This window comes from Plantactinospora sonchi, assembly GCF_036422035.1.
Lineage (GTDB): Bacteria > Actinomycetota > Actinomycetes > Mycobacteriales > Micromonosporaceae > Plantactinospora > Plantactinospora sonchi.
Genome location: NZ_JAZGQK010000013.1, coordinates 204734 through 227562, shown reverse-complemented (window position 1 = coordinate 227562; position 22829 = coordinate 204734). Strand labels below are relative to the sequence as shown.

At 73.6% G+C, this 22829-nt stretch carries 20 protein-coding genes; 9 read left to right on the top strand and 11 right to left on the bottom strand.

Features of this window, described 5'->3' with window-relative positions:
- Positions 1-191: 191 nt before the first annotated feature.
- Positions 192-839, top strand: a complete 648-nt coding sequence (locus V1633_RS17525; RefSeq protein WP_331215406.1) for a hypothetical protein — start codon at positions 192-194, stop codon at positions 837-839.
- A gap of 153 nt (positions 840-992) precedes the next feature.
- On the opposite strand, the gene V1633_RS17520 is transcribed toward V1633_RS17525, so the two are convergent.
- Complete coding sequence (locus V1633_RS17520; RefSeq protein WP_331215405.1) at positions 993-1301, bottom strand: MGMT family protein; 309 nt, start codon at positions 1299-1301, stop codon at positions 993-995.
- Between the two features lie 71 nt (positions 1302-1372).
- Between V1633_RS17520 and proB the strand changes: the two genes are divergently transcribed.
- Both proB and V1633_RS17510 read left to right on the top strand, forming a co-directional pair.
- Entirely contained in the window at positions 1373-2548 is a 1176-nt protein-coding gene (gene proB, locus V1633_RS17515; RefSeq protein ID WP_331215404.1) for a glutamate 5-kinase, read from the top strand.
- A 280-nt stretch (positions 2549-2828) separates the two neighbouring features.
- Positions 2829-4097 (top strand): glutamate-5-semialdehyde dehydrogenase, encoded by a 1269-nt coding sequence (locus tag V1633_RS17510; RefSeq protein WP_331215403.1) that lies wholly within the window; start codon positions 2829-2831, stop codon positions 4095-4097.
- 168 nt (positions 4098-4265) lie between these two features.
- Here the strand turns inward: V1633_RS17510 and V1633_RS17505 are convergent, their stop codons facing one another.
- The 8 genes from V1633_RS17505 to V1633_RS37000 form a co-directional block, all read right to left on the bottom strand.
- Positions 4266-4508, bottom strand: coding sequence for a helix-turn-helix transcriptional regulator (locus tag V1633_RS17505; RefSeq protein WP_331215402.1), 243 nt, complete (start codon positions 4506-4508; stop codon positions 4266-4268).
- Positions 4508-5359 (bottom strand): ABC transporter permease, encoded by an 852-nt coding sequence (locus V1633_RS17500; protein WP_331215479.1) that lies wholly within the window; start codon positions 5357-5359, stop codon positions 4508-4510. The genes V1633_RS17505 and V1633_RS17500 overlap by 1 nt, the downstream gene beginning before the upstream one ends.
- Positions 5360-5556: 197 nt before the next feature.
- Complete coding sequence (locus V1633_RS17495) at positions 5557-6477, bottom strand: ABC transporter ATP-binding protein (RefSeq protein ID WP_331215478.1); 921 nt, start codon at positions 6475-6477, stop codon at positions 5557-5559.
- Positions 6478-6709: 232 nt separating this feature from the next.
- Entirely contained in the window at positions 6710-7891 is a 1182-nt protein-coding gene (gene moeZ, locus V1633_RS17490) for an adenylyltransferase/sulfurtransferase MoeZ (protein WP_331215401.1), read from the bottom strand.
- A 248-nt stretch (positions 7892-8139) separates the two neighbouring features.
- Positions 8140-9027: a DUF3152 domain-containing protein gene (locus V1633_RS17485; RefSeq protein WP_331215400.1), complete on the bottom strand. Its 888-nt coding sequence runs from the start codon at positions 9025-9027 to the stop codon at positions 8140-8142.
- Positions 9028-9180: 153 nt separating this feature from the next.
- Positions 9181-9966, bottom strand: coding sequence for a DUF3152 domain-containing protein (locus V1633_RS17480; protein ID WP_331215399.1), 786 nt, complete (start codon positions 9964-9966; stop codon positions 9181-9183).
- Positions 9967-10250: 284 nt separating this feature from the next.
- Positions 10251-11246, bottom strand: coding sequence for an alpha/beta fold hydrolase (locus V1633_RS17475; protein ID WP_331215398.1), 996 nt, complete (start codon positions 11244-11246; stop codon positions 10251-10253).
- A 135-nt stretch (positions 11247-11381) separates the two neighbouring features.
- Positions 11382-14396, bottom strand: coding sequence for a hypothetical protein (locus tag V1633_RS37000; RefSeq protein WP_407952041.1), 3015 nt, complete (start codon positions 14394-14396; stop codon positions 11382-11384).
- A 161-nt stretch (positions 14397-14557) separates the two neighbouring features.
- On the opposite strand from V1633_RS37000, the gene V1633_RS17465 reads away from it, so the two are divergent.
- The gene (locus tag V1633_RS17465; protein WP_331215477.1) at positions 14558-15196 is read left to right on the top strand and encodes a TetR/AcrR family transcriptional regulator; all 639 of its coding nucleotides are present in this window, start codon (positions 14558-14560) and stop codon (positions 15194-15196) included.
- 66 nt (positions 15197-15262) lie between these two features.
- Positions 15263-15493: a DUF3107 domain-containing protein gene (locus V1633_RS17460; RefSeq protein WP_331215397.1), complete on the top strand. Its 231-nt coding sequence runs from the start codon at positions 15263-15265 to the stop codon at positions 15491-15493.
- A 24-nt stretch (positions 15494-15517) separates the two neighbouring features.
- Here V1633_RS17460 and V1633_RS17455 read toward each other — a convergent pair whose 3' ends face one another.
- On the bottom strand, positions 15518-16315 hold the full coding sequence (locus tag V1633_RS17455) for a ferritin-like fold-containing protein (protein ID WP_331215396.1): 798 nt from the start codon (positions 16313-16315) through the stop codon (positions 15518-15520).
- Between the two features lie 464 nt (positions 16316-16779).
- Here V1633_RS17455 and V1633_RS17450 point away from each other — a divergent pair, with 464 nt between their 5' ends.
- The 3 genes from V1633_RS17450 (at position 16780) to V1633_RS17440 (ending at position 20553) form a co-directional block, all read left to right on the top strand.
- Positions 16780-18501, top strand: a complete 1722-nt coding sequence (locus tag V1633_RS17450) for a DEAD/DEAH box helicase (protein ID WP_331215395.1) — start codon at positions 16780-16782, stop codon at positions 18499-18501.
- A 179-nt stretch (positions 18502-18680) separates the two neighbouring features.
- Positions 18681-19988, top strand: a complete 1308-nt coding sequence (locus V1633_RS17445) for a class I SAM-dependent methyltransferase (RefSeq protein ID WP_407952040.1) — start codon at positions 18681-18683, stop codon at positions 19986-19988.
- 142 nt (positions 19989-20130) lie between these two features.
- On the top strand, positions 20131-20553 hold the full coding sequence (locus tag V1633_RS17440; protein WP_331215476.1) for a helix-turn-helix domain-containing protein: 423 nt from the start codon (positions 20131-20133) through the stop codon (positions 20551-20553).
- A 63-nt stretch (positions 20554-20616) separates the two neighbouring features.
- Here V1633_RS17440 and V1633_RS17435 read toward each other — a convergent pair whose 3' ends face one another.
- Complete coding sequence (locus tag V1633_RS17435) at positions 20617-21621, bottom strand: hypothetical protein (RefSeq protein WP_331215394.1); 1005 nt, start codon at positions 21619-21621, stop codon at positions 20617-20619.
- 114 nt (positions 21622-21735) lie between these two features.
- Between V1633_RS17435 and V1633_RS17430 the strand changes: the two genes are divergently transcribed.
- Positions 21736-22707: a C40 family peptidase gene (locus tag V1633_RS17430; RefSeq protein ID WP_331215393.1), complete on the top strand. Its 972-nt coding sequence runs from the start codon at positions 21736-21738 to the stop codon at positions 22705-22707.
- Positions 22708-22829 lie beyond the last annotated feature (122 nt).

The following is a 22829-nucleotide window of genomic DNA, read 5'->3' as shown; positions in this document are numbered from 1 at the left end:
GGTGACCCGCCGCGCGGCCGGCCTCCGGTCCGCACGCCGGTCCGCCCCTGTCCCGGCCACCCCACCACCACCCCGGCGACGCTCGCGCTCAGCGCAAATTTTGCTCAAGCCTTCAACCGATGTCTACCGTCCGGCGGTCTCAAAGGCCACCGTTGGAGTAGCTATTCGTCGCGAGTACGGGGGGCGACAGAATGATCTGGAGCACCGGGAGTCACCCGTCCAGGCGGCCGTCCCTGCGGCCGGCGGACGGTACCGGCCCGCTGGACCGGGCCTCGCTGGCGGACGCCTTCGAGGCCGCGTGCCTGATCCGGTGCACCCGCGCGGGGAGCGTGCGGCAGCCGACCAATCTCCTGGCCGAGTTCAGCTCGGCGGCTGCCGCCGCTCGCCTGGCGGAACTGCTGACCCGGCTCGGCAGCCCGCCCCGGCCGGAGCGGATCACCGCCGGGGTCCGCCGCCGTTACGAACTGCACCGGCTGCACGTCGTCGAGCCGGGGCAGCCGACCCTGCTGGCCAGCGGCTGGCAGCAGGGTCGTACCGCACTGCTGGACCCGTCGGTGGTCGGCGCCTCGACGCCCCGGCACGCCCGTCGCCAGGCGCTGGCCGCCGCCGCCTGGCGGGCCGCGCTGCTCGCCGCCGGCCGGCACGTCCGGACCACCATCCTGGGGGTACGGATCGCCGACACGGAACTCGCGGCGGTGCTGGTACGCAGCGCCCACCTGCTCGGCTCGACCGCCACCGTCGCCCGCCGCTCGGGCTGCCTGCTGGTGACCGTGCCCGGCGGCGCCGAGAAGGACCGGATCCTGCGCCACAGCGCCCGCCCGATCTCACTGGCCAGCTGACCCGGCCCGATGCCGCACCGGCCAGCGCCAGGTGGTGGTGGGTCAGGTCCGCGCCGGGCGTCTGCGGCGCGGCACAGGCGGCGGCAGCCCGGACGGCCTGGTCAGCGACCCGGCACGGACGGTGGCGACCCTAACGGCGATAGCGGCGGTGGATCAGTCGTCCGGCCACCAGGCCGCCGACGTCATGTTCACCCCGGTACCGCGCAGCGGGGTCCCCTCGGCGGCCAACCGGTCCCGGGCCTCCCGCTCGTGGCCCGGCGGCAACCGGCCGGCGGCGTTGACCACCCGGTGCCACGGCACCGCCGCGCCGTGTCGGGCCATGACGGAACCGACCAGTCGGGCGGAGGCGCGACCCGACCGGTCGGCCAGATAGTCGGCGATCGCTCCGTACGACATCACCCGTCCCGGTGGGATCCGCTCGACGACCGCCAGCACCTCTTCGACGTACTCCTCCGGGGTCACAAGCTGCCACGATATGGGAGGCCGGGGGCACCGGTCCGGCCGGTCCGGAACCTCCCGAGCAGAATGGGCGGGTGCGGGAAGCAGTTACCTCAGCACGCCGGATCGTGGTGAAGGTCGGCTCGTCGTCGCTGACCACCGCCGCCGGCGGACTGGACGCGGAGCGGGTCGGCGCCCTCGCCGACGTACTCGCCGGATGGCTGGCCGACGGCGCGACCGGGCCGGACGGCCGACCGGTGGAGCCGGCCGTACCCGGGCGTCGGCGGGCCGCCGACCATCGGGAGCTGGTCCTGGTCTCCTCCGGGGCGATCGCCGCCGGCCTGGCCCCGCTCGGACTGGCCCGCCGGCCCCGGGATCTCGCCACCCAGCAGGCGGCGGCGAGTGTCGGCCAGGGCCTGCTGATCGCCCACTACAGCACCGGTTTCGCCCGGCACGGCCGTACGGTCGGGCAGGTGCTGCTCACCGTCGACGACGTCACCCGGCGGGCCCACTACCGCAACGCCTACCGCACGCTGCGCAAACTGCTCGACCTCGGTGCGGTGCCGATCGTCAACGAGAACGACACGGTCGCCACCGACGAGATCCGGTTCGGCGACAACGATCGGCTGGCCGCGCTGGTGGCCGCGCTGGTCCACGCCGACCTGCTGGTGCTGCTCTCCGACGTCGACGCCCTCTACACCGGTGACCCGGCCCGTCCCGGCACGGTCCGGATCGCCGAGGTGCACGACGAGCAGGACCTCGCCGAGGTGGCGATCGGTCGGGCCGGCCGGGCCGGGGTCGGCACCGGCGGCATGGTCACCAAGGTGGAGGCGGCCCGGATCGCCACCGGCTTCGGCATCCCGGTGGTGCTGACCGCCACCCCGCTGGCCACCGAGGCACTCGCCGGCGAGTCGGTGGGCACGCTCTTCCACCGGGTACGTCAGCGTCCGGCGGCCCGGCTCTTCTGGCTGGCCCACGCCACCTCGCCCCGGGGTCGGCTGCACCTGGACCCGGGTGCGGTGCAGGCCGTGGTGGACCGCCGCAAGTCACTGCTGCCGGCCGGGATCACCGCCGTGGACGGCACCTTCACCGCCGGCGATCCGGTCGACCTGGTGGACGACGCCGGAGCGGCTGTCGCCCGCGGACTGGTCAACTACGACGCGGTGGAACTGCCCGGCCTGCTCGGCCGCTCCACCTCCGAACTCGCCGCCGCGCTCGGCCCGGGCTACGAACGCGAGGTCGTGCACCGCGACGACCTGGTCCTACTCTGAGCCGACAGCGGCGCATCCCGCACGGCGCTGCCTAACAGCGGCGCATCCCGCACGGCGCTGCCTAACAGCGGCGGCCCGGGACGTCCGGTCCGCCGGAGCCCCGCCCGCATCCGCCGGGCCGGCAAAAGCCGTCCTCAGGCGGCCCGGACGCCCGGCCCGGCCGATGTCCGCCCGCGTCCACCAGGCCGGGAGAAGCCGTCCTGAGCGGGTCCGAGGCCCGGCCGTCCCGCTCCGCGAGCAGCGCACCGACCGGGGCGGTCCGGGTGGTTACAGTGTGCAGATGCCCACCCAGACATCCCCCGGCACCGGGACCACGGAGGCGGCGAAGCGCGCCCGCGTCGCGGCGACCGCGCTGGCCACCGTCACCCGGGCGGCCAAGGACGCGGCGCTGCACGCGATGGCCGACGCGCTGGTCGCCCGTACCCCGGAGATCCTGACCGCGAACGAGGCGGACCTGACGGCCGGTCGCGAGAACGGGCTGTCGGCGGCGATCCTGGACCGGCTCGCCCTCACCGAGGAGCGGGTCGCGGGGATCGCCGACGCGCTGCGCCAGATGGCCGCGCTCGCCGACCCGGTCGGCGAGGTGGTCCGGGGCGGCACCCTGCCGAACGGGCTGGAGTTGCGGCAGATCCGGGTCCCGTTCGGGGTTGTCGGGATCATCTACGAGGGTCGACCGAACGTCACGGTGGACGCCGCCGGCATCTGCCTCAAGTCCGGCAACGCCGCGCTGCTGCGCGGCTCGTCCTCGGCGATCCACTCGAACACCGCCCTGGTGGCCGTGCTCCGGGACGCGGTGGCCGGTGCCGGGCTGCCGGCGGACGCCGTCCAACTGCTGGACGCCTCCTCCCGTGACTCGGTCAAGGAGCTGATGCGGGCCCGGGGCCTGGTCGACGTACTGATCCCGCGCGGCGGGGCGTCACTGATCCAGGCGGTGGTCGAGGAGTCGACCGTGCCGGTGATCGAGACCGGGGTGGGCAACTGCCACGTGTACGTCGACGCCGCCGCCGATCTCGACAAGGCGCTCGCCATCGTGCTCAACTCCAAGACCCAGCGGCTGTCGACCTGCAACACGGCCGAGTCGCTGCTGGTGCACGCCGACGTGGCGGAGGCGTTCCTGCCGAGGGTGCTGGCCGCCCTGCACGAGGCCGGGGTCACCGTGCACGGCTCGCCGGAGGTGGCGGCGTACTCGGCGGACGTGGTGCCGGCCACCGAGGACGACTTCGGCACCGAATACCTGTCCGCGGACATCTCGGCCGCCGTCGTCGACTCGCTCGACGCCGCGGTCGCGCACATCAGCCGGTACGGCACCCAGCACACCGAGGCGATCGTCACCGAGTCGGTGACGGCGGCCCGCGAGTTCGTCGCGAGAATCGACTCGGCGGCGGTGATGGTGAACGCCTCCACCCGGTTCACCGACGGCGGCGAGTTCGGCTTCGGCGCCGAGATCGGCATCTCGACCCAGAAGCTGCACGCCCGTGGCCCGATGGGCCTGCCCGAGCTGACCTCCACCAAGTACGTCGTCACCGGCGACGGCCACCTGCGGAGCTGACCCCGACCTGCCCGGGCGGGGTCACTTCGCGCGTCGGCGGCGCACCGACCGCCGTCCCGGGTCGCGGGAGCCGACCCGTCGGTCGGAGGCGCGCTCGCCGCGCGGGCGGGTCGGCCGGGGTCGGGCCACCGGTCGCCGGATGGGGGCGGCCACGGATCACACCGCCGGTCAGGCGACCTCCTGTCGAGGGGCACCGATCCGGGGGAACGGCTCGGTGGAGAAGACCACCTCCACCGACACCTCGAAGAAGCGGGCGATCCGCAGCGCCAGGTGCAGGCTCGGGTTGTACTCGCCCCGTTCCAGGTAGCCGACGGTCTGATAGTGGACGCCGAGCGCGTCGGCGAGGTCCCGGCGTGAGATGCCCCGTTCCGCCCGCAGCACGGCGATCCGGTTGTAGATGGCCTCGCTCATCAGGTGGTCCTCTGCATCGCCTTCTCCTTGCGGGCGGCCACACTGGACCCCGACTCCCGTCGCGCCATCCGGCGCAGGACCATCGGCGCGACCAGCAGCCCGACGACGGCCCAGGCGCCGAGTACGGCGAACGTCTCCAGGTGTCGCCAGGAGCCGCCGATCTCGACCGCCGCCAACTCGTCCGGCAGCAGCGCCGACCGGGTGCCCAGACCGAGCCAGTAGATCGGGAACACCTGTCCGATCCACTGCAACCAGACCGGGAAACCGTTGATCGGATAGAAGATCCCGGAGGTACCGACCAGGCCCATGATAGGCAGCATGATCACCCCGACGTTGCGCGGGTTGTCGAAGAGCGAGCCGAGGACGGCGCCGATCGGCAGGCAGGCGACCAGGCCGAGCAGTACCACCCCGGCCAGGGTCAGCCAGGTGACGGGACCGGCGGGCGCGAGCCCGTCCACCAGGAACACCCCCGGGACCACCAGGATCACGGAGCTGACCGCCGTCATGCCGGCCACCTGGATCACCTTGCCGATCAGGTAGCCGACCATGCCGTGCGGGATCGCCTTGGCCCGCAGCAGCGTGCCGTCCTCCCGCTCGATGGTCAGCGTCATCATCATCGTCACCATGGCGCCGAAGGCCACGCCGCCGCCGAGCAGACTCGGCAGGTTCCGGGCGCCGAGCGAGAAGTCCGTGCCGGGTACGCTCGCGCCCCGCATGAAGAACATGACGCACAGGAAAATCAGGTTGGGGAAGAGGTAGTTCCACAGATCCTGGAAGTTGGTCAGGGTGTGGCGTACCTCGACCACACCGCGCGCCAGCCCGGCCCGGGCCGCCAGCATCATCGGGTTCACGGTTCCGCCTCTCGCGCTCACTGGACCCCCTTCCGTTCGCGACTGCGGGGCTCGCAAACCCGGCTCACTCCTCGCGCTCACTGGACCGTCTTCCGTTCGCGACTGCGGGGCTCGCAAACCCGGCTCACTCCTCGCGCTCACTGGACCGTCTTCCGTTCGCGACTGCGGGGCTCGCAAACCCGGCTCACTCCTCGCGCTCACTGGACCGCTGCCTCGAAGTCGCGCAGGGCAGCGCCACTGCGGCCGGACTCGAAGTCACGGACCAGCGCCATGTAGGTGTCCTCCAGGGTGGCCCGGCGGATCTCCAGGTCGGCGACGCTGTCGCCGTACTGCTGGAACAGCTCGCGGACGAAGCGGGTGGCGTCGGTGCTGGCGTGCACGAACCGCTCGCCGTGCCGGCTCCACTTCACCTCCGCCTCGGACGACATCCGGCGGGCGAGCTGGTCGGCCGAACCGTTGGCGATGATCGAGCCGCCGGCCAGGATGAGGATCCGGTCGGCGAGTTTTTCCGCCTCGTCGAGGTCGTGGGTGGTCAGCAGGATCGTGGTCTGTTCGAGGTCGGTGAGCCGGTGCACCAGGTCGTGGAACTCGCGCCGGGCCTCCGGGTCGAACCCGGCCGTGGGCTCGTCGAGGAAGAGCAGCTCCGGCCGGCCGACGATGCCGATCGCGACGTCGAGCCGGCGACGCTGCCCGCCGGAGAGCTGACCCACCCGCTTGTGGGCGTGCGCGTTCAGCCCGACGGCGTCCACCAGTTCGTCGACCGCCCAGGGCCGTCGGACCTGGTCCGTGGAGTACGCCGTGTAGTACGTGCCGAGGTGGCTGAGCAGTTCCCGTACCCGCCACTTGGCGTGGTCCCGCCAGGACTGCAGCACCACACCGAGCCGGGCCCGCCACCGCTCGTCGCCGTGCGCGGGGTCCACCCCCAGCACCCGTACGTCGCCGGCCGAGCGCATCCGGAAGCCTTCCAGGATCTCGATCGTCGTCGTCTTGCCCGCGCCGTTCGGGCCGAGCAGCGCCACCACCTCGCCAGGGTGGGCGGTGAAGGTGACCCCGGTGAGTACGTCCGTCGAGCCGTACCGCATCCGCAGGTCGCGTACGTCGAGCACCGGCGCCGCCATCGGCACCGCGACGGGCTCGCTGGGTCGCTTCGACTCCTCGACGATGGCCATAGATCTACCCCATCTCGTCCAAGGACTACGAGAGGAGATAGTACATGTACTACATGACGCGTGGGGACATCGCTCGGCGTCGACGGCCATGAGCCCTGCCCAACGAGGGTGCACCGGCCGGCCGCCACAACGACGAAGGGGCGGCCGGCGGATGCGCCGGCCGCCCCTTCGGAGCGTGGGATCAGTAGCTGGGCAGCGACGGGTCGATCGTCTTCACCCAGGAGAGCACGCCACCCTGGACGTGCACCGCGTCCCGGAACCCGGCGGCCTTGACCGCGGCGAGAGCCTCGGCGGAGCGTACGCCGGACTTGCAGTGCAGCACGATCTGCTTGTCCTGCGGCAGTTGGGCGAGCGCCGCGCCGGAGAGGATGTCGCCCTTCGGGATCAGGGTGGCACCGGGGATCCGGACGATCTCGTACTCGGCCGGCTCCCGGACGTCGACCAGGAAGATGTCCTTGCCGGCGTCCTGCCACTCCTTCAGTTCCCGGGCGGTGATGGTGGCGTCGACGATCGCCTCCTCCGCCTCCGCCGACACCGCGCCGCAGAAGTCCTCGTAGTCCTCCAGCAGCTCGGTCACCGTCGGGTTCTCACCGCAGAGCGCGCATGCCGGGTCCTTGCGGACCTTGATCTTCCGGTACGACATCTCCAGGGCGTCGTAGACCATCAGCCGGCCGACCAGCGGCTCGCCGATCCCGGTGAGCAGCTTGATCGCCTCGGTCACCTGGATCGAGCCGATCGACGCGCAGAGCACACCGAGCACCCCACCCTCGGCGCAGGACGGCACCATGCCGGGCGGTGGCGGCTCCGGGTAGAGGCAGCGGTAGCAGGGGCCGTGCTCGGCCCAGAAGACCGACGCCTGACCGTCGAACCGGTAGATCGACCCCCAGACGTACGGCTTGCCGAGCAGCACCGCCGCGTCGTTCACCATGTAGCGGGTCGCGAAGTTGTCGGTCCCGTCGACGATCAGGTCGTACTGGCCGAAGATGTCCAGCACGTTGTCCCGGTCGAGCGCGGTGTTGTGGATCACCACGTTGACCAGCGGGTTGATCTCCCGGATGGTGGCCGCGGCGGACTCGGCCTTCGGCCGGCCGACGTCGGACTGGCCGTGGATGATCTGCCGCTGCAGGTTGGACTCGTCGACGGTGTCGAAGTCGATGATCCCGAGGGTGCCGACGCCGGCAGCGGCCAGGTACATCAGCGCGGGTGAGCCGAGACCGCCGGCCCCGACACAGAGCACCTTGGCGTTCTTCAGCCGTTTCTGCCCCTCGACCCCGACATCCGGGATGATCAGGTGGCGCGAATAGCGGCGGATCTCGTCAACGGTCAGCTCGGCGGCGGGCTCGACGAGCGGGGGCAGCGACACGGTGGACTCCCCGGTTCCGATCCTCGCTCAGCGGGCGGCTGAGCGCATCGACAGTGGCATGTCGGGCCATTGTCGCTCGCGGAAGCCGATACGACCATGAGGTGGAACACCTGCCCGACATTCGGGAGCGGGAATAACGGGTCGCACGCCGGACGGCGGCCACCGGAACAGCGGGTCACCGGGCGGAGTCACCGACCCCCGGGACACCGGGCGGAGTCGGCCGGGCCGACGGGGCGCCGGGGACCGGACTACGGCAGCACCGGGCCGGCGTAGCGACGCCCGTCGACGTACGGCCAGCCGTTCGGCGCACAGCCACGCAGTCCGTACGTCTGCTGCTGCATCACCGGAGCCGGGGCACCCGGCCAGGGGCAGCCCTGATGCCGCTCCCCCAACTCGTGCCCGACCTCGTGGTTGAGCGCGTACGCCTGGTAGACGTCCAACGGCGCGCCGTAGTCCGGAACCGCGGTCAGCCAGCGGGCGATGTTCAGGACCACCTCGCCGGGGATGTGGCACGAGCCGTACCGCTCGGTGTGCAGGCCGGCCTCGGCGCACATCCGCTCCGACGTTCCCGGACTGGCCAGAAAGATGGTGAACTGCGCCTTCGCCGTTCTGCCGACCCGTTGGAAGCGGAGCTTCTCGGCGACCGTCCAACCCCGTGCGTCGCCGAGGATCGTGTCGACGGCGCTGGCAAACCCGCCAACGTCCTGCCCCATCCCCTGCTCCACCGCGACCCGGTACCGACGCAGGTCACCGGTGGTGCCGAGAACCTTCCCGCCACCGGCGTACCCGAAGGTGCCGGGACCGGTGGTCGGATAGTCGGCGGGCTCCCCGGCCGACTCGCGGCCCGACTGCCCGGACGCGCCGTCGCCCGGTGATCCGGCGGTGTCGGACGGGCCACCGCCGCGCGCCGTACCACCGGCGACCACGCCGTCGGAGCCGCCGGCCGCCACTGAAGCACCGTCCGGCGGCCCGCCGTGTACCAGCCCGACCAGCACCAGGCTGGCCGTGGTCAGCAGCAGGGCGAGCGCCACCACACGCTGGCGGCGACGCCGGGCCCGGGCCGCCGCCACCCGGTGCCGCCCCCGCCGACCTCCCGACAGCGAACCGTCGATCGGGTCGCCAGGACGGTCACCCAACCGTGCGCCGTCTGCCGGATCGCGAGGACGGTCGCCCGGAGTCGACGGCTCCGGGAGACGGACGGAATCGGTTCGCTGTGCCGGCCTTCCCATGGCGGGGCCAAGCGTGTCACGCCGTGGCCGACCGACACCAGTCGCCGCACCGGCGGTGGGTCAGAGCGGCGGCCCGGCGTACCGCTTTCCGTCCAGGTACGGCCACGGGTTCGCCTTGCAGCCGTTGAGGAAGAGCGTCTGCTGCATCATCACCGGAGCGGGCCGCCCGTCCCGGGGACAGCGCTCGTGCCGGTGCCCCAACTCGTGCCCGACCTCGTGGTTGACCACGTAACTCCGGTACGTCTCCAGCGGCACCTTGGCCCGGACGAAGTGCGGCACCGAGAGCCGCCAGCGGTCCAGGTTGAGGATCACCCGCCCGGAGCCCCGACACGAGGTGTACGGCTTGCCGTCGACCCGGATGTCCACTCCGGACTCGGCGCACATCCTCCGGGCCGTACCGGCGGTGACCAGGTAGACGGTGAAGTCGTGGCCGGCGTTGTCCGGTACCCGTTGCAGCCGCAGCTGTCCGCTGCCGATCCAGCTGCGGCGGTCGGCCAGCGCGGCGTCCACCTTCGCAGCGAACTCGTCGAGGTCCTCGTCGGTACCACGTTCCAGCGCCACCCGGTACGTCCGCAGCGTCCCCGCCCGGCCGAGCACCTCACCGCGTCCCCTGGCGTAGGTGAAGGTCCCCGGCCCGCTGGACGGCACCGGGCCGGCGAGCCGCAGCACCGGCGGCGGCGCAGCCGACGGCGTGGGACTCGCGGTCGGGCTCGCGGTCGCGGGCTCCGTCGGTACGGCCGAACCGGTCGCCGCCCCGGCCGGGACATCGTCGGCCACCAGCCGGTCCGCCGGCGGCACCAGGATGCCGACCACGGCGACGGCACCGGCCACCGTCAGCAGGCTCACCGCCAGCCAGCGGGACCGGCCGGCCCGCGGCCGGTGACGCCCCCGGCCCCGGTCGCCGTCGCGACCGCCCCGACCCCGCGCGGCGTCCCGAGGGTCCGTGTCCCGACCCTCCCGGCCCCGGTTGCCGTCGCGACCGCCCCGACCCCGCGCGGCGTCGCGGGGAAGGTCCGTGTCCCGACCCCGATCCGTGATCCGGTCGAGGGCAGGCGACGGGGGCGGCCCGGGTTCGGCAGGGTCTGACGGGGGCCGGAGGCGCTGACTGTTCCGCACGCCTACATCAGACGTCAGCGCGCCGGATTTTGTTGTCCCGTGAGATCGACTTCGTTCGAGACGCCGGTGCCGACCTCGCCCAGCAGGCCGAGGGCCGCCCGGGCGACCGTCCGGGGCACCTCCAGCTGCGGCACGTGCCCCACCCCGTCCAGCATCAGCAGCCGGCTGTCCGGGATCAGCCGGGCCACCTGGGCCGGTACCCGTACGTCGACCAACCGGTCCTGCCAGCCGCCGATGACCAGGGTCGGCGCACTGATCATGCCGGCGATCCGCCACAGCGACCCGGCACCCGGCAGGTACGCCCGCACGAAACTGCCCACCAGGCCGCGCAGCGTACGCAGATACGCGCTCGCGTAGTGCTCCGCCGTGTAGCGGATCCGGATCTCCTCCACCGCCTCCTGACGCCGCTGGTCGCAGATCCGACTGGTGTCGGCGACGCAGGCCTCCATCACCTGCCGGGCCATCTCCTCGGGCGGCAGCTGAGTCAGCCAGCGCCCGGCGAGCCGCTCGGCACCGGGCACCGCCAGCAGCGGCACCATCCGGCCCTGCAACGAGCGACGCGGATCGAGGAACGGCATCGCCGGTGAGATCAGCGTCAGGGTGCGGACCAGGTCGGGGCGGAGCCCGGCGACCCGTACCGAGATCGCCCCGCCGAGCGAGTTGCCGAACAGGTGCACCGGCCCCCGGCCGGAGTGTTCGAGATAGCGGATCACCCGGTCGGCCAGGGCCGGGATGGTGTACCGCCGGGCCGGGCCACTCAACCCGAACCCGGGCAGGTCGATGGCCTGCCCGTCGAGCCGGTGGGCGAGCAGGCCGGCGAGGTCCGTCCAGTTCTGCGCCGAACCGCCCAGTCCGTGCACGTAGAGCGCCGGTTCGGCGTCCGGGGAGGTGGCGGGGGTGTCCCGGACGTGGGTGAGCAGACCATCGATCCGTACCGTCCGGCCGGGCCACGGCGGCGGCACCTCATCGCGGACGATCAACTCGTCCGCCTCCAGTAGCGCACGCTTCATCAGTCAAGTGTGTCGCTGTCGGCAGGGTTCGCGCCGCCGCTCGACAAAGGCCGCCGGCGATGGCTCGACCGGGGCGGAGACGTCTGCGCTGCCCCCTCCCCGGTTGTCACGCTTCGCCGGGTTTCCGGCGGCCGGTCAGGTGAGCAACGCCTCAAGCCGCCGGTTCACCGCGGCCAGGGTGGCCCGGACGACGGCCTGGCGTGGATCTCCGGCGACCAGCGCCGAGCCGGCGAGCTGCTCGACCCACCCGTCGCAGACCAGCAGGACCACCACGGTCGCCACCTCACAGCTGCCGAACGGCACCACGGCGGCATGCTCGACGAAACAGCGCCCGCGCTCGGTGACCCGGGTCGAGGAGCTGAGCAGCTCGTCGATCGCGGCGGCCGCCGCGACGGCACAGAGCCGCAGCACGTACCCGTCGACCGCCGGTCCGGTGGCGAGCCCGGCGGCCGGGTGGTCCCCGGCGGCGAGCCGGACCTCGACCGTGGCGTCCAGCCCGAAGGTGCTCACCTGCACGTGGTCGATGATCACTCGTGGTCCGGGCGGTGAACCCGGGTTGAGCGGCCGGGACGGCGCGCTCTCCGTGGTGGTCACCGGGCTGCCCGAGTACGAGGTGCCGACGGTCGTGGCACCCCGTCCGGCCTCCGTCGGGGGCACCGCCTCCTCCGGCTGCTCCGCCGTGGCGCGACCCCGGGCCGATGCCGGTCGACGGCGACGCGCCCCCTCCGTCGCGGTCCCGTACGTGCCCGGCGTACCCGGCCCGGTCGCGCCGCCGTACGTCCCGGCCTGGGCCGTCGGTGCGCCGTACGTCCCCGGTCCGGTCGGTCGGGACGCGGCGGTCGGCGCCTGCCGGGGCGGTGCCGCCGGGGCGGCCGGCCCGGGGCTGGCCCAACCGGCGTGGGCGGGGTCGGCGGGCGGCGTGTCGGGCAGGTTCTGCGGGGCCGCCGCGAGCCCCATCCGTTCCTGGAGCAGTCGGGCCACCTGCCGGCTCACCTCGGCCGGGTCGGCGCCGTCGGAAAGGTCCAGACGCAGGCTGTGTGCCCCGGCCGGCGTGGTCCGGACGGACGCGTCCCGGACCCCGGGCACACCCTGCACCGCCGCCACGATCGCATCGACGTCGAACCCGTCCGGCCGCTCGCGGGGCTGCACCGGTCCGTCCTCCCGACGCAGGTGGGTCGCGATACGGGCGAGTTCCGGCGTCTCGGCAGGGGGCTCCACGGCTGGCGGCTCCGGCACGGTGGGCACGTCTGGCTCGGCGGGAATACGTTGCGGCAGCGCGTCCAAGCCCTGCTCGGCGGGGCGGAGCACGGATCCGGGCTCGGCCGCCGACGACGGCGGATGCTGGTGGGCCGGACCGGGGGCGCTGGGCGAGGTCGGCAGGGCGAGCGCCTCACGCCGCGGTGGAAAGCCGGCCGGTTCGCCGACCGGCGGGTAGCCGCCCGACGAAACCGCGGCCGGATAGCCGGCGGGCTCACCACCCGGCCCGAAACCCGGACCCACCGCGGACGGATAGCCGGTCGACTCCCCACCGGGCCCGAAACCCGGTCCCGGGGGGACCGGGGGGTAACCGGACGGCTCCGGGTGCCGGGCGGCGACCAGGCCACCCGGCCCGGGCAGATAACCGGGCGAATCCGGGTCCTGGGTCGGAACCGGCACGCCGTGCTGGCCGGCACCTCCCGGCGTGGCGCGGTGGCTGCCCGGATCAGGCCCCTGGGGACCGGCCAGGCCCGTCGGGCCGGCCGGATATCCCGACCGCTGCGCGGGATCGTCGTACCCGGGACGCTGGCCGGGGTCGTCGAACCCCGACCGTTGCCGGTGGTCGTCGTGCGCCGACGGCTGGGGTTGGTCGTCCCGGTATCCGGAATCGTGGACGGTGGCGACCGATTCGGTGGATTGTCGCTGCACCGGCAGCCGCTGCACCGGCTGGTTGGCCCAGCCGGTCGGCGACCAACTCCGGTCCGGGGCGTACCCGACGTCCCGGCGGTGTCCACCGTCCCGGAACTCGTCCACCGGCTCGGCGGGGTCGCCGCCCTGGGCGTGACCGGCCGCGTGCGTGGTCGCGGCATGACCGCCGCCGCCCGGCGCGGCCGGGGCGGAGGTGGCGTGCGCGGCGGCCGGTCCGGGACCGGCGGTCTGCGTGGCAGCCGGAGCCGCACTGGTCGGTGCCGGGCTCGGCGCGGCCCACGGCGGAGCCCAGCCGGACGACCAGGAACCACCCTGGTCGTCGGCAGACCCGGGACCGCCCTGGGGCGTACCGGGGCCGTTCTGCGGGTCCGCGGGGCCGGCCGGTACGGCGCTCGGGCCGCTCGGCAGCGCGCCGCGCTCGACGGGGTGTGCCACCGGCCAGGCACCGGAGGCGGATCCCGGCTGGCCGGCGCCGGAGACCGGGGCCGGCGCCCGGTCGGCCTGTCGGGGCACGGCGGGCATCAACGCCGTCTGCTCCCGCACCAACCGGTCGTGGCCGGCCGGCGGGCCGGAGATCTGTGCCGGCGGGCCGGAGATCTGCATCGGCGGCGCCGAGGCCGGCATCGGCGGCGCGGAGACGGCGACGGCCGGCGGACCGGAGATCGGTCCGGGCTGGCCGGGATAGACGGGCTCGCCCCACCGTGGCGGTTGACCTGTCGCCATGATGCCGCCGGGCTCCCGTTCGGTGTACGCGTGCCGGGCCGGCTCACCCGCGTCCGCGGTGTCGGGCGACTGCGCGGTCAGTGGGCCGGTCGGGTACTCCTCCGGGGCGCCCGGCAGTTCCGGTCCCGGCGACCGCCGGGCGTACGGGTCAACCGGCTCCGGCCCGTACGGGTAGCTCGGCTCGGCCGGCGCGGTACGTCCGCCGGACCAGCCCCGCTCCGCCTCGCCCCCCTCGCCCGGGTGTACGCCGTTGACCGGCTGCCGGTGCTCCGCCGGGACGCCCGACGCGCCCGGGAACGGCTGCGACGGGTACGCCGTCGACCGGTCCCCCCAGCCCTGGCTCAGCACCGGCTCCGCCGGCTGCCGCCACTGCCGCCCGGAGGCGTCCACGCCGTTCTCCGTACCAGGCCAGCCCGCGTCGGCCGCCCAGCCGTTGACCGGACGGGCCGGGTCACCCTGCGGACCTGCCCCGTTACCGTGCTCTCCCGGTGTGGGGGCTCCGGGTTGCCCTGTTTCGTCCACCGTGCGCTCCTTGGTCGCCCCCGCTGAGGCTACCGTGTGGTGGCAGTGCCGATAAGTTACAGCGGCAGGCTAATTGTGCGGTCGGGCGCGGAGGATGGACCCGACCCGGGACGATGATCGGATCGAGGATCGGTGACGTGCGAGGCGAAGCGGAGGTGACCGTGTCCCAGGTGGGCAACGGCGCGCAGACTGCCGGCCGACCAACTCGGCTACCGCGCTCGGCCCGGCGCAAACAGCTGCTGGCGGCGGCGCAGGAGGTTTTTGTCGCGCAGGGCTACCACGCGGCGGCGATGGACGACATCGCCGAGCGGGCGGGCGTCTCGAAGCCGGTCCTCTACCAGCACTTTCCCGGCAAACTTGAGCTGTATCTGGCGCTGCTGGACACGCACTGCGACGCGATCGTGGCGAAGGTCCGGGAGGCGATGGCGGCGACCACCGACAACAAGGAACGGGTCAGCGGCGCCGTCCGGGCGTACTTCGACTTCGTCGACCACGAGAGTGGCGCGTTCCGGCTGGTCTTCGAGTCGGACCTGCGCAACGAGCCGGCCGTCCGGGACCGGGTGGAGCGGGTCGAGCAGGGCTGCATCGCGGCGCTCACCGACACCATCATCTCGGACACCGGGGTGAGTCGGGCCCGCGCCGAGCTGCTCGCCTCCGGACTGGTCGGCGCGGCCGAGACGGCGGCCCAGTTCTGGCTGGCCAACGGCCGCCAGGTGCCGAAGGAGGAGGCTGAGGCGCTGCTCACCAATCTCACCTGGCGGGGGATCGCGAGCTTTCCGCTCCAGGGCGAGTCGGCCTGACCCCCGCCCCCGGCAATCGGATAGCCTTTCCGACGGCGGATCTTTCGCCCTGAACGAGGAGGTCCTGTGGAGGTCAAGATCGGCGTGCAGTACGCGCCGCGCGAGCTGGTCCTGGAGAGCGCGCAGACGCCGGCCGAGATCGAGCAGATCGTGACGGACGCCCTCGGCAGCAATGGCGGCGGCACCCTGTCACTGACTGACGAGAAGGGCCGGCGGGTCATCATTCCCACCGACAAGGTGGCGTACGTCGAGATCGCCGAGGCGTCCCCGCGCGCCGTCGGATTCGTCGCCCGCTGACCCTGCCCCGTGCCGGCGGTCCGGTCAGTTGTTCAGGCCGACCGCCGTCATCCGGGCGCTGTGCGTCGCGGTCAGGCGCTTGAACAGCGCCGGGACGCCGGTCTGCTGGTCCGGGCCGGTACCGATCAGCGCGGCGAGCGCGTTCCGCTCGCCGGCCACCCGGACGGCCTGGGAGATCCCCTCCCCGACCAGCCGCCGGGCCCACATCGAGAGCCGGTCGACCACCTTCGGGTCGGCCGCGATCGCCAGCCGGATCTCCTGGCCGGCGAACTTGTCGTACCGGGAGTCGTGCAGCACGTCGAGGACGAGTCGCCGGTCCGGCTCGTCGAGGCAGGCCGCCATCTCGCGGAGGAAGTCGTCCGCGATGCCGTCACCGACGTACGCCTTGGTCAGCGCCTCCAGCCAGTCCTTCGGCTCGGTCGAGTCGTGGTACGACTGCAACGCCGGCACGAACGGTGACATCGCCTCGTCCGGCGCGGCGCCGAGTACGGTCAGCCGGTCGGCGAGCCGCCGGTAGTTCTGGATCTCCACCGCCGCCATCTCGCTCAGCACCGCCCGCCGGGTCAGGTCGGGCGCCAGCCGGGCGTCGGCGGCCATCCGGTCGAAGGCCAGCAGTTCCCCGTACGCGACCAGGCCGAGCAGGTCCACCACGGCGGCCAGGGGTACCGGTCCGGGCTGATCGTCCGGAGCCGGGCGGTCGGCGTCGGCCGGGGGTGACACGGCCGGTGCCGGAGTCGCGGACGCACCACCGGTCGGAGCCGGGGAGGCGGCCACCGGCCCCGGGGGCGGGCCGACGGGCACAGGTTCTGCGGGGGCGGACACGTCCGCAGGTTACCGCCCGGACACCGTGACGCGCGCGGGATGGCGACAGGCCGGACGCCAGGCGATCGAGGGCCACAACCGGGCAACCCGGCCCGCTCGGACCCCGTCCCGCGACCGTCCCGAGTTAGCAAAATCACACCTGGGGACCCCGCGCGCCTGCGTTCCCGCCGGAGTGGAGACGCCATATGCCGGGCTCAGGTAGCATGGATCAGTTGCCGCAGCCGGCAGAGTTCCACGGGTTCCGACGGCCATGTCCCGACGGGCATGTCCCGACGTCCCGCCTCGGGGTTCCCCACGTCCCGGAAACGGGCCCTGACGATCCCCGGAAATTCTGCCCCGCGGCGCGCGTGCGGCCCGGTCTTTTCCTCGGCGACTCGCCGTCGACCGTGTGGCCCGCGCCATTTACCGACATCGCGCCCTTCGGACAAACGGGGCGCACCACGAGAGGGCACCCCCACAACCACATGAGCGATCACACCGAGAACATTCTGGCCGGCGAAGCGCTGGCCGCCGACGCGCCGGTGCGTCCCGAGGCTCCCACCTTCGCGGAGCTGGGCGCACGCGAGGAGACCGTGGCCGCACTCGCTGCGGTCGGCATCACCCGGGCCTTCGCGATCCAGGAGTACGCCCTGCCGATCGCACTGCGCGGTTCCGACCTGATCGGCCAGGCGCCGACCGGTACCGGCAAGACCCTCGGCTTCGGCGTACCGCTGCTGGAGCGGGTCTTCGCCCCGGCCGAGGGCGGCGACGGGCTGCCCCAGGCACTCGTGGTCGTACCGACCCGGGAGCTGGGTCTGCAGGTCGCGAAGGATCTTGCCGCGGCCGGCAGCACCCGGGGCGTACGGGTGCTGCCGATCTACGGCGGCGTGGCGTACGAGCCGCAGGTCGACGCCCTGCGCAAGGGCATCGAGATCCTGGTCGGTACGCCCGGTCGACTGCTCGACCTGGCCAAGCAGAAGCAGCTCCGGCTCGACCGGGTCCACGCACTGGTGCTGGACGAGGCGGACCGGATGCTCGACCTCGGCTTCCTCGACGACGTCGAGAAGATCCTGGCGATGCTGCCGGAGGACCGGCAGACGATGCTCTTCTCGGCCACCATGCCGGACCCGATCGTGGCACTGTCCCGACGGTTCCTCCGGCAGCCGGTGACCATCCACGCCGGGCACACCGCCGAGACCGGACCGTCGCCGCTGACCCGGCAGCTGGTCTACCGGACCCACTCGATGAACAAGATCGAGATCGTCGCCCGGATCATGCAGGCCCGGGAGCGCGGCCTGACGATGATCTTCACCCGGACCAAGCGGGCCGCCGACCGGGTCGCCGAGGACCTCGACTTCCGCGGGTTCGCGGTGGCCGCCGTGCACGGCGACCTGGGCCAGGGCGCCCGGGAGCGGGCGCTGCGGGCGTTCCGGGCCGGCAAGATCGACGTCCTGGTCGCCACCGACGTCGCGGCGCGCGGGCTGGACGTCACCGGCGTCACGCACGTGATCAACTACGACTGCCCGGAGGATCAGGACACCTACACGCACCGGATCGGCCGGACCGGCCGGGCCGGCGCCACCGGTGTCGCGGTGACCTTCGTCGACTGGGACGACATGCCCCGCTGGCGGATCATCGACAAGACCCTCGGGCTGGACATGCCGGAGCCGCCGGAGACGTACCACACCTCCGCGCACCTCTACACCGACCTCGACATCCCGGCCGGCGCGCCGGGCACCCTGCCGTCCGCCGAACGGACCCGGGCCGGACTCTCGGCCGAGGTCGAGGAGGATCTCGGCGGTCGGTCCAGGGGCGCCGGTGGCCGGCGCGGTCCGGGCCGGGGCGAGAGTGCCGGCGCGGGCCGGTCCCGGGGCGCCGGTGGCCGGCGACGCGGCGGCCGGGACGACGGAGCGGCCGACCAGACCGGTCCGACCGCACCCGAGACCGAGGCCGCCGGCCCGGAGGAGACCCGCCGTCGGCCGCGTCGTCGCCGCCGGGCGGGCGAGGTCGTCGCCGGAACGACGGAGAACACCGCCTCGGACGACACCGCGCGGGAGACCGGTGACGTCGGCTCGGGCGGCACCTCCACGATGGTCGAGGCGACCGAGGGAACGGCGACCAAGCCGCGTCGGCGACGCCGTCGGCGCTCCGGTGCCGGGTCGGCCGGCGAGGCCACCCCGGGTGGCGACTCGTCCACCGAGGACTAGACCAGCGAACCTGCGCACCCCGCCGCCGGCACCCGCCGGCGGCGGTTTTGTCGAACCGGCCGGAAACGGGACCGGCTCCGGCCGGCCCCGATCCCTGACGGAGTCGGTCGGCGCGACACCGCTGCCGGCGGGAAGTGGCCGGCCGGCGCGAAAGTTCCGCCGGCGGAAAGTGGAGAGAGATGCCGCAGGATCTCGGCGTGGCGCTCGCCGAAGTACGGGCGCTGCTGCTCGCCCCCGGGCTGGCCCGCGCCGTCGCCGCCGGGCGACGCCGTGGCGAGGCCCCGACGGTGGTACGCGCCGAGCTGCGCCCGGTGGCGCTCAAGGCCGGTCCCCGGCTGCAGATCGTGACCGACGACGGCGCCCGGCCGTACACCCGGAACGTCTCCTTCGGGCCGGAGGCGGACGCGGCGGTGGACGCCCTGCTGGCGGAGCCGTTCGGCAACTGGCACGTCGAGACGGCCACCACCACCCTGCAGGTACGGGTCACCAAGCGCGGCGAGGCACAGCTGCATCGCGCCCCGGCACAACGTGCCGGGCTCGATCGCACCGGCGGCGACGGCCACCCGCCCGGTACGACCACACCGGACAGCACGAACGGGTCGGCCACCGCCGACGGACCGGCCAGCGCGGACGAACACACCACAGTGGTCGGACCGGCCCCGGTGGACACTGTCGGTCCGCTCAACGGGCACGACCGGGTCAAGGAGCACCTGCTCGACCCGGACGACCCGTTCTTCGCCACGGTCGGCGGCAGCGCCGCCAAGCGACGGCAGGTCGACGCGTTCCTGCGGGCGTTGGCGGCCACCCTGCCCGCCGAACTGACCGGCCCGCTGCGGGTCGCCGACCTCGGTTGCGGAAACGCCTACCTGACCTTCGCCGCCTACCGCTACCTGACCGGTCGGGGCATCACCGTCGAACTGGTCGGCGTCGACGTCCGCGAGGACCAGCGGCGTCGTAACACCGCGCTGGCCGAGCAGCTCGGCTGCGCCGACCAGGTCCGGTTCGTCGCCGGGACCATCCTGGACGCGGCCGTCGACCCGGCACCCGACCTGGTACTGGCGCTGCACGCCTGTGACACCGCGACCGACGAGGCGCTGGCCCGGGCGGTGCGCTGGGGGGCCCGCTGGGTGCTGGCCGCCCCCTGCTGCCACCACGACCTCGCCGCGCAACTGCGGGCCAACCCGGCGCCGACGCCGTACGAGCCGGTGGTCCGGCACGGCATCCTGCGGGAGCGCTTCGCCGACATACTCACCGACGCGCTGCGGGCGGCGCTGCTCCGGTTGCACGGCTACCGGGTCGAGGTGGTGGAGTTCGTCGACTCCCGACACACCCCGCGCAACCTGCTGCTGCGGGCCCGGCGTACCGGGGCCGCGCCGACCGCCCAGCAACAGGCCGAATACGCCGGGCTGGTCAAGGAGTGGCAGGTCACGCCCTGTCTGCAGACCCTGCTCGACCGGCCCGGGCCGGCCTCGGACGACAACCCGTAGCCGGCGGGCCACCCGGAGACCGGAGGGCAGATTTGGCCGAGGGTACCGGCGGAATGGGGTCAATCAGGCGGCGCTGACGACCTTGGCATCGCACTACTCTCAGCAGAGTCACCCGCTCCGGGCGAAAGGGACTCCGCTGAGTATTGGTGCTACTCAGGACTCGCCGCAGGCGGCATTCGCCCGCTTCGTGCGTCGAGCCATCGACGACGCCAAACGCGACCGCGGCTGGACCGTCAGCGAGTTGGCCACACACACCGGCGTCGGCCGGTCCACCGTCTTCCGGTGGCTCGCCGGCGACTGGCAGGACTATCCGGAGCTGGCCAAGGTGCGCGGCTTCTGCGCCGCGCTGGGCGTACCGGTCGGCGCCGCGTTCCGGGCGCTCGGGCTGCCCGACGCCGAGCCGGGCTCACCGGCCCGCCGGCCCGTGGTCGAACCGCCGGTCGACGCCGACCTACGGATGATCATGGCTCGGCTCGCCGACCCCGGCGTACCGGCCGACGAGAAGAAGTTGATCCGGGACACCCTGCGTCAGCTCGCCCATCGACAGATCCGCCGGGCCGGCTGAACCGACCTCCGGAAGCTCGGACGCGGCAGCGGCCGACAGTGGCCGGGTCAGGCAGCGGCCGGGTCAGGCGACCGTGACGGTGAACTCGGCGGTCCGGACCACGCCGGCGACCTGGAAGTCCAGGTAGAGGCGGTAGCGTCCGGGGCTCGGCACGGCCAGCCAGAACTTCACCGCCCCACCGGCCAGCTCGGGCTCCGGGTGCACGTGCAGGTAGCCGAGGTCACCCTCGCGCAACGCCACCAGGTGCCCGTACGCGCCGAGGTAGGGCTGCAGGTCGGTGACCGGGTTGCCGTCGGCGAAGACCCGGAACAGCAGCGGCGTGGTCGCCCCGACCTGCCCGGTTCCCTCGTACGTCACGGTGAACCCGTCGACCGTCGCCTCCCGGGCCGGGGCGGGCAGCGGACGTGGCGTGTACCCGCCCGCGACGACCAGGTCGACACCGAGCGTCACCGGCACTTCGGCACCGGCACCGTCACGGACGGTGAAGTCGGCGTACGCCCGCCAGATCCCCGGCTCGGCCAGGGTGAGCGGCACGCTCCAGGTGCCGTCCTGCCCCATCGTCGGGTGCAGGTGCTGGTAACCGGTCAGATCCCGCCGGACCACGATCAGGTGCAGCGGCTTCTCGTGCACCACGGCGAAGTCGGTCGCCACCCGCCGGTCCGCAGCCCGGATCTGGAAGCTGAAGTCGGCGCGGCGGCCGGCGGTGAACGACGTACCGGTCGGCACCAGCGTGTACCCGGCGGCGCTGACCGCCAGTCCGCCCGCGTCGGCCCCGCCGACCGGGCCGGCGCCGGTCGGGTGCTCGTGCGGGGCGGTACCCGGAGGGTGGGTGTGGTCGGCCGCCGTCGTACCGGCGACCGGGCCGCCCACCGGTGTCGCGCCGGGGGCCGGGTTCAGCCGGCCGAGGGCGAAGCCGCCGAGCAGGGCGAGCACCAGGCCGGCGATGGTGAGCGCGAGTCGGACGGTGCCCCGGTCGGGTACCGCCGACTCGACCGACTCGTCGGTGCCGGCCCGCCCCCGGGAACCGTCGGACCTGGTCCGACGATCCGCCGACCGCTGCTGGCTCATATCCGGCAGGTTACCCGCTGGTCAGCTGCCCCGGACCGCCGGTCACCCACGGTCCGCGGGCGGTCCCGACCGGCACCGCGTCGCCTCGGGCGGCCATCGATCGTTGAAAAGATCGTGCCGACCACCGCATGGCCACGTCGTGCCGCCGCCCTCGCCGCCGGGATGACGGTGGCGTTGGCGCTCACCCCGCTCCCCGGTCGGGCCGACCCGGCCGCCGAGGCGGCCGATCCGCAGCTCGGCACCGCGACGGAGCAGCTGGAGATCGTCGTCGAGCAGTACAACAACCTGCGGGAGGAACTGCGGGAGACCCAGGCCCGCGGGGCCGCGATCCACGCCGAGATGGTGCCGCTGGAGCGGGCGATCGACACCCACCGGGCCGAGGTCAGCCAATTGGCGGCCCGGGCGTACCGGGTCGGCGACGTCCGGGCGCTGAACTTCCTGGGCGCCTTGATCACGATGCGGGACAGGGAGAACCTGCTCGATCCGTTGATCATGCTGGACCGGCTGACCCGGGAGCGGCAGCGGATCGTCGCGGGACTCACCGAGGCGTACGCCCGGCTGGCCGCCGCCCGCGACGCGGCCCGGGCCCTCGCCGCCCGGCAGCGGAGCCAGGAGCGGCAGCTCGCCGCGCGCAAGCTGGCGATCGAGACCGAACTGGCCCGGCTGTCCCGGTTACTGCCCGACGACCGCACTACCCGACCCACCGAGGCCGCCCCACCGCTGGCCGTCTCCGCGCCGGGAGCCGCCGCCAAGGCCGTACGGTTCGCGTACGCCCAGCTCGGCAAGCGTTACGAGTGGGGCGGGGAGGGCCCGGACGGGTACGACTGCTCGGGGCTGACCATGGCGGCCTGGGCGGCGGCCGGGGTACGTCTGCCGCACAACGCGGCCCGGCAGCGACGGGCGGTGCCCCGGGTCAGCCCGGCCGACCGGGTCCCCGGCGACCTCGTCTTCTACTACCGGGACCTGCACCACGTCGCGATCTACATCGGCCACGGGAAGGTCATCCACGCTCCGGGGACCGGCCGTCGCATCCGGGTCGAACGGGTCGACTACCAGCCCATCCACAGCTACGGCCGCCCCGGCTGACCCGAGACCGGCCCACTCCCGCGACCCGGCTCAGCCGGCCACCGTCCCCGGCCGCCCGGTCGGAGGACGTCCCGACTCCCGGCGGCAGCCGGCCATCGCTCCGCCCTCGTGGCGGCCACGCC